This window comes from Streptococcus sp. D2 (genome assembly GCF_006385825.1).
Lineage (GTDB): Bacteria > Bacillota > Bacilli > Lactobacillales > Streptococcaceae > Streptococcus > Streptococcus shenyangsis.
This window is the reverse complement of sequence record NZ_VFSI01000011.1, coordinates 60,967-72,214: the sequence shown is the minus strand read 5'-3', so window position 1 is coordinate 72,214 and position 11,248 is coordinate 60,967. Positions and strand designations below refer to the sequence as shown.

Genomic DNA, 11,248 nt, shown 5'->3' with positions numbered 1-11,248 from the left:
GCTTCTCTAAGCTATATCCTTGTTTTCTAAGTTCATAGATCTGAACTTTATCATCATAAGTTAATTTCATAATAAAAACACCCCAAAAGTTAGATTTTTTCTGTCTAACTTTTGGGGTGCAGTTCATCAACACCTGATAGTATGCGTTCTTTTATTTTAAAGACTTTTTCCAGCATCTCTTGATTCACATTAAACTATTCTATTAGTAGAGATCTTTCAACTCTGATCCCTTTATTTCCGTTTAATCAAGTATCGGATAGCCTTTTCTAGACGTTCCTTTTGAGCTTCAGGATCATCTAGCGGTTGATTGATACATTCAGTAAGGTTTTCGGTAATTATCATCTCAATCACGCGCTCCACACTAGATTTCACGGCTGTCAATTGCGTCACAATATCAGCACAGTCTCGATCCTCTTCAATCATCTTTTGAATCCCACGCAACTGGCCCTCTGAACGTTTCAAACGAGTAATATACTTTGAGTTTGTCATTTCTTTTTCCTTGCTTGATTTTTCTTCATTATATCTCTAATCAGCTTCTTTGTCAAAATTCTCGCCCATCCAGCTCACACAGTCCTGTTACCAAAGACCTTTCAAAAGACAAACTAGCAATGCTGATAACTTGCTGGAGATGCCTCGTTTTACCTTGCTAAACGAATACGGGTCACGATTCCATCCAAGTCTGTAATTTCCAGCTGGCTAGATGTCAGCCACTTGATTGACGCATCAACTGCTTGTGCTCGCTGGGCAATCGTTAACAGTTCTTCTTTACGAGCAACTTCAATAACATAATAGGCTAAGCCTGGCAAGCCTTGCTTACGCGGAGCTAGGCCTTTTCCTCCCCATTCGTTGACAGCCAAATGATGATGGTAGTCTCCAGCTGCAATCCAACTAGCACTAGGTACACTGAATTTATCCTCTAGCCCTAACACCTTTTGATAAAACTGGCTGGACTTTCGACTATCCTTGACAGAAAGATGAATATGCCCCATTCTCGTACCCTCGGCTAAAGTAAAGGGCTCTACTCTTTCCCCCAACTCATAGATATCCTGTGCAGCAAGAGCCTCCGTCACTCCGATAATGCGTCCATCTTCTCGAATATCCCATGTGGAAATTGGCTTATCTCGATAGAGTTCAATGCCATTTCCCTCCAAATCCTCCAAGTAAATGGCCTCGCTGTAACCATGATCTGCACCGCCGACAAGAGGAATCTGTAAGTCTGTCAGGTGTTTCAAAACATCAGCCAAAGCCTTACGTGTCGGCAAGAGAATGGCCAGATGGTAAAGGCCATAATGTTCCCTTACTTGTCCACTCTCTTGTGCTTGAATCAGGTGTACCAAGGCCTTTCCATCAAGTCCTAGAATCGTCTCTGTCTCAGTCTGAGATAAGATTTCTAAACCAATGATTTGCTGATAAAAGGCTGTTTGACTTGCCAAATCCTTTACATTTAAAACTACCTCTGCTAAATAAATGTGGCTCTTGTATTCATAGGTCATAAATAGTCCTCTTTTTCAGTTGTAATCATTTTTATTACAACTATTATATAATTTCCATCAAGAAAGTCAAGCCAGACAACTTGAAGCCTCTATTCTAACAAAAAGAGGCCAATGTTTGCCATCAACCTCTTTCTTATCGGTCATTCTTTTTGCTAAGTAAGATGAATACTTTACCTATGACTTACTATCTTCAGCCTAGTTTACCCATTCACCATTACCATTTACACGATAACCATCTGGTGTCGTTGTGCTGACTGCCAAAGCTCCTGAACCATATGCATAGTACCAGTACTTGCCTACTTTAAACCAACCTGTCTTCATGACACCTGATTGATCAAGATAATACCAAGTACCATTTTCCTTATACCAGCCTGTCTTCATAGCTCCTGAGCCATCAAAGTAGAACCATCTGCTACCATCTGTTCCCCAGCCTGTAAACATCGCGCCTGAACTATCAAGGAAATACCATGTTCCATCAACTTCTACAAATCCAGTCTGCATGACACCTAAATCATTCAAGTAGTACCATTTACCACCCGTTTTCACCCAGCCTGTCTTCACATCACCAGACTCATAAAAATACCATTTACCATTAGACTTCACCCAGCCAGACTGACTAGATGTAGATGTTCTAAAATCTTTCAGTGGTTTTTCTACAACCGTAGCTTTACTTTTAACTGTTGAAAGATTTGATGCAGTCACTTCTGTATACTGAATAGCAGAACCATATCCACCAGCCAATTCCTCTGAAGAAGCATCATCACCTAAAGCTATAGAAATCGTTGCCACTTTCTGAGAACTAGCTGCATTTCTAAAAGCCGCAAGCCCCACATAGGTAAATTTAGAATTGATCAGAACCTCATAATAACCTGTAAATTCTTTAGATGTTCCACCCTTCTTTTTCGCTACATAATTCGCCTTCTCAGCATGCCAGTTTTCAATTGCTTTTAGAAAACCTTCATAGTTCACATCTAAAGCTTCTCCTCTTATATTATTACTAGATGGAAAAGCAGTCCAGATTTCTTTCGTAGAAAGACGCTCAGGTTTCAGAGTTACTGACACCTCAGTAGCGCGTACAAAAGCAGTTTTCTCAAGATCAGTAGACCATTTGATAGGGACATACTTATCTACCAAACCTTCATCAGCTGCTTCCTTACGAATCTTATTAATCGCATCCAAAATAGCTTGTTTATCTGGGGTTAAAAATTCTCCCTTAATCCCAACTAAAACGTTGCCACTAGAAGGATTTAACACTTCTGAACTCAAAACATTTTCATTTCTACCATCAGCAGATTGTGTTGCCACCAATCTGTCATTAGCAAAAACATCAGTTGTCAAAACTGCTCCAGCCAAGGTCAAAGCCAAGGCGCTAGCAAATACAATTTTCTTCATCTTTTTCTCCTTTTATCCTTTAGATAGGACAGGTATTTTCACTATTAAATTATATCATATTTCCCTATTCTTTGTCCGTTTCTACTAATGTCATGAGGCAAATGCTATTCATCCCGAAAAGTAGAAACTTCATCCTTTATTTCACAACAAGCTCATAACGTGTCTTACTTGTGAAGGTTTGACCGGCTTTAAGAATGACTTGGTCTTTAAGGTCACTGTGAATGGCATCTGGTAAAACTTGCGCTTCAAGGGCAATCCCATTGTGCTGTACCATTGGCTGACCTCCTATGATGACACTCTCATCCACAAAGTTTGCTGTGTAGACCACAAAGCAAGGAGCCTCTGTCTTGAAAAGCAGGAAGCGACCTGAGTTTTGGTCATAAAGGAAACCAGCATTGTCATGACCTGCAGGAAGAGCAAATGGGTGATCCAAACCAGATACCAGCTGGATTTGCTCATCTTCTTCTGCAAAGATATCCTTCAACAAGGCACCATTGTAGATATGTTTGACCACATCACGATTGGCATCTGGAGTTTTGGCAGGAACACCGTCGGGAGCAATTGGGTAAATGCCTTCTGTATTTAGTTGGAAGACATGACGGTCAATCGTCTGCGTAAAATCACCAGACAAGTTGAAATAACTGTGGTTGGTTGGATTGACCAGCGTATCCTGATCTGTTGTCACCTTGTAGCTAATTTCATAGGCACCAGTTTCTTCCAAGTGATAGCTGATCCAGATCTTGAGATTGCCAGGAAATCCTCCTGCCCCGTCTGTACGTTCTGTGTAGAGGGTCAGGCCATGGTCGCTCACTTCAACTAGTTCAAACAAGCTAGAATCCCAACCAGTTGAACCACTGTGGTTACAGTTGCTAGCATTGTTGACTTCAAGGTCATAGGTCTTACCATTAAGCTCAAAGGTCGCACCTGCAATACGGCCTGCCACAGGACCTACGCTAGCTCCATGTTTGGGACTATTACCTACATAGCTGTCAAAATCATCAAATCCCAAGATAACATTGGCAAAATTTCCAGCCTTATCAGGTGTAACATAGCGCAAGATGGTAGCACCATAAGTCATAACCTCAAGCTGGTAGCCACCGTCAGTTTCAAATCGATAGGCCAAGACATCTTGTCCCTCAACATTTCCAAACACACGCTCTATGTATGATTTCATTCTCTTCTCCTTTTACTATTTCTCTCAAGTAAACAAACCATAGAAAGCGTACTGACAGTCTATGGTTTATCTGATAATTACAAATCCTCTTGTCAAGGATTCATAAACACTGCCTTATACTCAATGAAAATCAAAGAGCAAACTAGGAAGCTAGCCACAGGCTGCTCAAAGCACTGCTTTGATGTTGTAGATAGAACTGACAAAGTCAGCTCAAAACACTGTTTTGAGGTTGCAGATAGAACTGACGAAGTCAGTAACATCTATACGGCAAGGCGACACTAGTATGGTTTAAAGAGATTTTCGAAAAGTATTACTTTTGATATTCGTGGATGATAACACCTTGTACCACACGGTTTACTGTACCTGTAGGAGACGGTGTATCAGGTTTATTTTCTACCTTGAGTGAAGTTAATAGGGCAAAGAGTTGGGCATAAACGATGTATGGGAAGACACGGTAAATATCATTCAAGACACCGCCACAACCAAGGGCAACTTCTTTGACATTTTCAAGACCAAAAGCTTGATCACTCAAAAGCACAACACGACGAGCAATCTGATCACCCGCAACTTCACGAACCAAGTCCAAGTCGTACTTGCGAGTGTAGTCTGTTGTTGTACCAAAGACCAAAACAACTGTATCTTCGTTGATAAGAGATTTTGGACCGTGACGGAAGCCGACTGGGCTTTCATACATAGTCGCAACTTGACCAGCAGTTAGTTCCAAAATCTTGAGCTGAGCTTCATGAGCAAGTCCAAAGAAAGGACCAGCGCCTAGATAGATGACACGGTTAAAGTCTAAATCAACAAGCTCTTTGACATCTTCTGCCTTGTCTAGAATTTTACGGGCAAGACTAGATACAACTTCAAAACGTTCAGCTTTAACAGCAAATTCTGTAGGATCAAAGACCAAGAGAGCTGTTAACATCATAGACGTAAAGCTAGAAGTCATGGCAAAGCCAGCATCATTAGAAGCAGCTGGTTGCAAAAGCAAGAGATTACGGTCATCTCCATGAGCTTGAAGAGCCAATTTACCATCTGCCGCACACGTAATCGTCACTTGATAAAGCTCATCCACCAAGGCTTTTGCCAAATCAACAGTCGCCACACTTTCAGGCGAGTTCCCACTACGAGCAAAAGATACAAGGACAGTCGCCACATCTTTTCTCAAGTAAGTTTCTGGATTGGCAACGATATCTGTTGTCGCAATAGCATTGAAATTCCATTTGCGTTCGTCATAAACTTCCTTAAAGTAAGGTGCCAAGGTATCTCCCACATAAGCAGAAGTCCCAGCACCTGTCAAGATAACCTTGATATAGTCATGTTTATCAGCAATCCCTTGTAGGAAGGCTACAATTTCTTCACGTTTTGCTTGATAAGATTCAAAAGCTTCTTTCCATACATCAGGTTGTTGGTAGATTTCACGTGTAGTGATTTCTGCACCCAATTCGAGTAAGTCTTCTTTTGTATAATGTAGCATTGAGTTCCTCTTTTTCTATTAAAGATGGGAATGGGAGTAAGCCCCATTCCCATGTATATTCTATATAAAATGTTCTAACGATTTTCACGTTGTCACATCTTATTCATCTTCGTCATCATCGAAGCCCGCTAACAGGTCATTAACTTTCACAATGCTTTCTGCAGCACGGCTCTTGTAGTCCGCATCTGCGCCTGTAAGGCTCGCATTGATAAATTCAATCACCATTGGAAGATTCATCCCTGCGTAAAGTTCGATGTCACGACCTTCCATAATCAAACGGCTTACCACGTTACATGGTGTTCCACCGAGAAGATCCGCAAAGACTAGGAAATCATCCAATCCTTCAATAGTAGCTTCAAATTTTGCAGTAAATTCTTCTGGGCCATCTTCTGGAAGAAGAGCTACCGCATGAATATTGTCTTGTGGACCCATGATCATTTCAGTGCTACCTTTAAGTTCCTCACAGAAGCGACCATGACTCACCAAAATTAATGATTTCGTCATAAATTATGCACCCATTCCAAGTACAAATTTACCAAAGGCAGAAAGAGCCAAAGCAAGTACGATAATAATACCGATAGCTTTAGTAGAGTTCATACCTTTCTTACCAAGCAACCAGAAGATAAAGGCAGTAAAGATTGCTGGAAGCAAGCGTGGGAAGATTGAGTTCAAGATGTCTTGGAAGTCAATCATCTTCTCACCGATTGCCCATTTGTAAGAAATTTCAAAGTTGATCATTGTTGCTACAAGAGCACCCATCATGAAGACACCAAGTACAGATGCAGCGTCAATCAAAGCTGTCAAAGTACTTTGCATGTTGTTGATAAGGTTAACCCCTTCTTTGTAGGCAAATTCCAATTGTTTCCAACGGAAGATGTCATACGCTACTGCAACTGCGATCCAAAGGAAGATTCCCCATGGTTGGCCAGCGATAGCCATAGTTGCTGCGATAGATCCCATGATAGCAGGTACAAGTGAACCAAAGATAGTATCTCCAAGAGGAGCGAATGGTCCCATCAAACCTGTCTTGATACCGTTAACGGCATCTTTTGAACCTACACCATCTTTTTCTTCCATGGCAAGGTCAAAACCAGCGATGATTGTGTGGAAGAATGGTGAAGTATTGAAGAATTGAGTATGAACTTTCATCATTTCTTTCAATTCAGGAGTTCCATCTCCATACATTTTACGCAATTGAGGCAAGATCATGTAAAGGTAACCAGAAGCTTGCATACGTTCGTAGTTCCAACCCAATTGGAAAGTAAACAAGCTACGTTTGTTGATTTGATTAAAATCTTCTTTTGTAAGTTTGTAATTAGAATTCGTCATCTTCGATTTCCCCACTTTCTGATGGTGTAGAAGGTGCTGCTACAACTACTTTTTGGCTATTCTTGAAGTGAAGCACTGCAAGGAAGATACCTACGATAGAGATACCAATCATAGACAATCCTTTGAAGTTGTTCACGAAGCCAATTTTTTCAGCAACATCTTTCGGTAGAGTACCTACGATACCAGCAACAGCGCCACCAAGACCTGTTACATATGAGTAAAGAACAGTCAACATAGCTGTCAAACCAAATCCCATTGCAAGGTAGTGAAGGTTACGTTTAACTGGAAGGTAACGAAGCAAGATTGCAAATCCAAGACCTGGAAGCATACGTCCTGCAAGTGTCAAACCATCTGCAACCCATTTGTAGGCTTCAACTAAGTCTACCACTGATTGTACGAAGGCACCACCAAAGGCAAGCGCGAAGAAGACTGGGAGGGCACGAGATAGAGCCCAAGGAATCGCACCAAGTAGGTAGTTGCGTTCAATACCTTTATAGTCAAAGCGTTCGATTGCAGCATCCACACGGTGAGCGAAGAAGGTAGTAGTCATACGTCCAAGAACGTCGAAGTAAGTCAAGAGAGCTGCTACTGGCACAGCGATTGTTGTAATCGCCAGTGCTGTATCAATTCCTTGTGAAACAGAGAAGGCTGTCGCAAGAACCGCACCAGAAGTTGCGTCGATACGAGAAGCACCACCGAAGGTACCAACCCCAAGAACGAACAGTTGCAAGTTACCACCGATAAGCAGACCAGTAGTCACATCTCCCATAATTAAACCAGTAATGAAACCAGCAAATACAGGGGAACCTGCAGATGAAACGATCGTCAACTCATCACAGATTTGATAAGCTGAGTACAAAGTGAGAAGTAAAATTTGCCACCATTGTATCATAACAATGACCTCCTAAAAATTTTTTCCTATTTTAATAAGCTCAAAAAGTCTGAAATTGGATCATTTGGAACCATTTGAGCAGTTAATTTAACACCTTTTTCTGCTAGTTTGTGGAAATCTTCCACATCCTTGTCTACTACGTTGATAGAACGTGTGATAGCGCGAGTTTCTGGTGTTTGAGACATATTCCCAACATTAAGGGTTTCAAGTGGTACACCTGCTTCTACCAAACCAAGGAAACGGTCTGGTTTACGAGCCACGATAAAGAGACGTTGGCTATCGTATTTACCAGCAAGAATATTGGCTGCCGCTTTCTCAATTGGCAAAATACTCAATTTTACACCTGGTGGTGTCGCAAGTTTCAAACCACTCTTTTCAACGTCGTTGTTGACAACTTCGTCATCTACAACCATAATACGTGAAACATTTAGTTTCCCAGCCCAAAGATTGGCTACTTGTCCGTGGATCAAACGTCCATCGATACGGCATCCTACAATTGTCATAAATTTTCCCCCTTTATATGTTTTAGTGTAGGTTTACGAGTTAAATGAATCTCTTCTTTATATTCACCTTCTGTTTCAAAGATAATGATGCGGTTGGCACCTTCCTTGAGATAGCTATGCGGAATATAAAGCGAGAGTGTTGGGCCGACATTCCAAAAACGTCCTAGATTTTGCCCATTGACAAAGGCAACTCCCTTACCAAACTCAGACAAGTCTAGGTAAGTATCTTTCGGCTCCTCGACTGTAAAGTCATAAGCGTAAAAGGCTGGTTGTCCTTCTGTCCATCCTTTTGAAAAATCAATTTTCTCAGGATTATCTAGTGGGAGTGGATAGTGTTTCCAGTTTAGTAAGAAATGCAAATCCTTACAAACCCCTGTCCGAATTCCCTTACGTTGCGTATCCGCTAAGAACTTGTGACCATAGTTGACACGCCCCATATTTTCTATCAAGATATCCAATCTAGACAGCGCTTTCTTTTCTCCTTGATAGAAAATATCTTCCCCAATTTCTGTCTGATATTGGGTTTCAACCCACTGACCATCGACATAAAGCTGAGCTCTATCTCGACCATCAATGATACGAAGTCTTTCTTCTTCTGCATCCCAGTTTGTTTCTGTTCGATAGAGTAAGTAGCCATAACTTTGTCCCAACTCCTCCATCTTTTTAGGATAGAGACTTTCTACTGGACTAGACAAGCTATCTAAGGTTTCAAACAAGGAAACTTTTTCAACCAGTGGAATAGCATCCAACTCCATACTCTCTTTGTAGAGTGGTTCTAACTGCGGATACTCTGGGAAATGTGTTGCCATCATCTTCTTAACTGCCAGATATTTGGCAGTTGGATTTCCTTCTTCATCAAGAAGAGCGTCGTAGTCATACGATGTAACTTGTGGCAAGTCCAAAGTTCCTCGAGCTGAGCAACCATTCATGAAGCCAAAGTTTGTACCACCATGGAACATGTACAGATTGATGGAGCCTTGTTCCAAAACCTCTCGAACTGCATCTGCCAATTCTTTTGGATCCCGTGTGATAATCGGTTCTTTCCAACGGTTGAACCAACCATCCCAGAACTCCATACACATGAGTGGCCATTTCTTGCCATGCTCATCAAAGAATTCCTGCATCTGTGAAAAGTTGTAAGGTGCCTTAGAACCAAAGTTCCCTGTTACAAAGAGATCATCTTCGATTAAGGTTCCAGCTTTCAGAGTTGCTCTCCATGGACCGTCTGATGTAAAGAGGGGACAGGTTACGCCACGCTCTTCCATCAACTGTCGAATTGCTCTCAGGTAAGCCTTATCTTCTCCATAAGAACCATACTCATTTTCAACCTGCATCATGAGAATATTGCCACCCTTGTCCAACAAATGTGGGACCAGTCGTGACAAGAGCTGGTCATAGTAGCGACCGACAGCTTCAATATAGGCTGGGTCTGATGAACGAATCCTCATATCTTTGGTTAAGAGCCAAGCCGGTAAACCACCAAATTCCCACTCCGCACAGATAAACGGTGACGGACGTACAATAGCATAGAGGCCTAAATCTTGTGCTATTTGGAGAAATCTCTCCAAATCCAGAGCTCCTTCAAAGTTAAACTCACCCTCACGGGGTTCGTGTAGATTCCAAGCAACGTAAGTCTCTACCGTGTTAAAACCAAGAGCCTTCAAGTTGTAGAGCGAATGAGACCAATCTTCTGGCGGAATCCTAAAATAATGAATGGCGCCGGACAGAATCTTGAACGGTTTTCCATCTAAATAGAAATCGTCCCTAATCTCAAATCGTGTCATATTATTACCTTCTGACAATTAAAGTTCACGCTTTCATTTGTTGATATAGTAAATATATCTCAATATTCTGCATTTGTCAATAGGTTTTCACAATTTTTTTCATTTTTTACCAACTTTTACACAAAAAAATTATAAAGATATAGATTTTACAGACATAGAGCTTCAAGTAGCTAGCATGTATAAAAATGTATAAAATCTCCTTTTTTATATGTAAATTAACCTTATAGTCTATTATTCTAATTTTTTTATTCAAAAGACTACTATTCTTTCCGTTTTTATGGTAAAATCTTTAACGGAGAAGGAAAATCGAGGTGAAATTATGGCAATTCCAAAATATCAATATATAAAAGATGAATTAAAGAACAAAATCATCTCTGGGCAATTTGCAAGTGGAGATAAATTTTACACTGAAGCTGAATTGATTGCAATGTATGATGTTAGTTCTATCACAGTTGTCCGTGCCTTAAACGACCTTGCCAAAGATGGTTATATTGTCCGCCAACAAGGAAAGGGTACATTCGTTTCACGCGCACGCAAACACAAACTCGTAGAGTTTTCAGATGTAGAAGTTTTTGAAACTAAAGATGATAAGGTGACCGTCCTTTCTATTGAACGCGGAAATAAACTAAACTACTTGGAAAAACTTGGATTACGTGGTGATCAGTTCTACTACAAGATTGAACGTGTCCGCGAAACAAATGGTGTCGCATACATCTACCACACATCATATATCCCAGAACAATACATCAACGCAAATTATCCAAATCTTGAATATTATAGTTCTATCTATAACCGTTTCAAATCAGATTACCACATTCACATGAATGATGAACATTTTGAAGAAATCAATGAAATAGCATTTCCAACTCCAGAACATGCGGCTTCCGTCCTCGGAGTCGATAAACAATTCCCAACTGTTTTACAAACCAAGACTACTAAACTAGAGTCTACTGGTCAAGTTCTCGCATACAGCGAAACATATAAACGAGCGGATTACTACAAAATCAAATTCATTTCATGTGACCGTGATCACTAAGAAGAAAGCCTGAGCGCCGCTTAGGCTTTTTCTATACATATTATACCACAATCAAAAGAAAACGCTTACTTTTTTGTGATCTTCTATATTTTGTAGAATATTTTATAGAAATAGGATTGAATTACACTACATATACATATGTTAATAAATAGAATTCTTTATTTAATT

At 40.6% G+C, this 11,248-nt stretch carries 11 protein-coding genes and 1 pseudogene; 1 reads left to right on the top strand and 11 read right to left on the bottom strand.

What is annotated here, in order from left to right; genetic code table 11:
• The 11 genes and pseudogenes from FJR73_RS07680 to FJR73_RS07625 all read right to left on the bottom strand — a co-directional run.
• Positions 1-70, bottom strand: a pseudogene (locus FJR73_RS07680) (transposase); the annotation flags it as partial.
• A gap of 161 nt (positions 71-231) precedes the next feature.
• Positions 232-489 carry a metal-sensitive transcriptional regulator gene (locus FJR73_RS07675; RefSeq protein WP_000185159.1) on the bottom strand — a complete coding sequence of 86 codons (258 nt, stop codon included), beginning with the start codon at positions 487-489 and terminating at the stop codon, positions 232-234.
• A 149-nt stretch (positions 490-638) separates the two neighbouring features.
• Positions 639-1,493, bottom strand: coding sequence for a VOC family protein (locus tag FJR73_RS07670; protein ID WP_140834253.1), 855 nt, complete (start codon positions 1,491-1,493; stop codon positions 639-641).
• Between the two features lie 195 nt (positions 1,494-1,688).
• Positions 1,689-2,885 carry a CAP domain-containing protein gene (locus FJR73_RS07665; protein ID WP_140834251.1) on the bottom strand — a complete coding sequence of 399 codons (1,197 nt, stop codon included), beginning with the start codon at positions 2,883-2,885 and terminating at the stop codon, positions 1,689-1,691.
• Positions 2,886-3,021: 136 nt separating this feature from the next.
• Entirely contained in the window at positions 3,022-4,059 is a 1,038-nt protein-coding gene (locus FJR73_RS07660; RefSeq protein ID WP_140834249.1) for an aldose epimerase family protein, read from the bottom strand.
• 310 nt (positions 4,060-4,369) lie between these two features.
• Entirely contained in the window at positions 4,370-5,536 is a 1,167-nt protein-coding gene (locus tag FJR73_RS07650) for an SIS domain-containing protein (RefSeq protein ID WP_140834247.1), read from the bottom strand.
• Positions 5,537-5,635: 99 nt separating this feature from the next.
• Positions 5,636-6,040, bottom strand: a complete 405-nt coding sequence (locus FJR73_RS07645; RefSeq protein WP_140834246.1) for a PTS sugar transporter subunit IIA — start codon at positions 6,038-6,040, stop codon at positions 5,636-5,638.
• Between the two features lie 3 nt (positions 6,041-6,043).
• On the bottom strand, positions 6,044-6,865 hold the full coding sequence (locus tag FJR73_RS07640; protein ID WP_140834244.1) for a PTS system mannose/fructose/sorbose family transporter subunit IID: 822 nt from the start codon (positions 6,863-6,865) through the stop codon (positions 6,044-6,046).
• Entirely contained in the window at positions 6,852-7,757 is a 906-nt protein-coding gene (locus FJR73_RS07635) for a PTS mannose/fructose/sorbose/N-acetylgalactosamine transporter subunit IIC (RefSeq protein ID WP_140834241.1), read from the bottom strand. The genes FJR73_RS07640 and FJR73_RS07635 overlap by 14 nt, the downstream gene beginning before the upstream one ends.
• 26 nt (positions 7,758-7,783) lie before the next feature.
• Positions 7,784-8,260, bottom strand: coding sequence for a PTS system mannose/fructose/N-acetylgalactosamine-transporter subunit IIB (locus FJR73_RS07630; protein WP_000156970.1), 477 nt, complete (start codon positions 8,258-8,260; stop codon positions 7,784-7,786).
• Positions 8,257-10,044 (bottom strand): beta-galactosidase family protein, encoded by a 1,788-nt coding sequence (locus FJR73_RS07625; protein WP_140834239.1) that lies wholly within the window; start codon positions 10,042-10,044, stop codon positions 8,257-8,259. Before FJR73_RS07625 ends, FJR73_RS07630 begins: the two co-directional genes overlap by 4 nt.
• Positions 10,045-10,363: 319 nt before the next feature.
• Here FJR73_RS07625 and FJR73_RS07620 point away from each other — a divergent pair, with 319 nt between their 5' ends.
• Positions 10,364-11,080 carry a GntR family transcriptional regulator gene (locus FJR73_RS07620; RefSeq protein WP_140834237.1) on the top strand — a complete coding sequence of 239 codons (717 nt, stop codon included), beginning with the start codon at positions 10,364-10,366 and terminating at the stop codon, positions 11,078-11,080.
• The last annotated feature ends 168 nt before the right edge of the window (positions 11,081-11,248 follow it).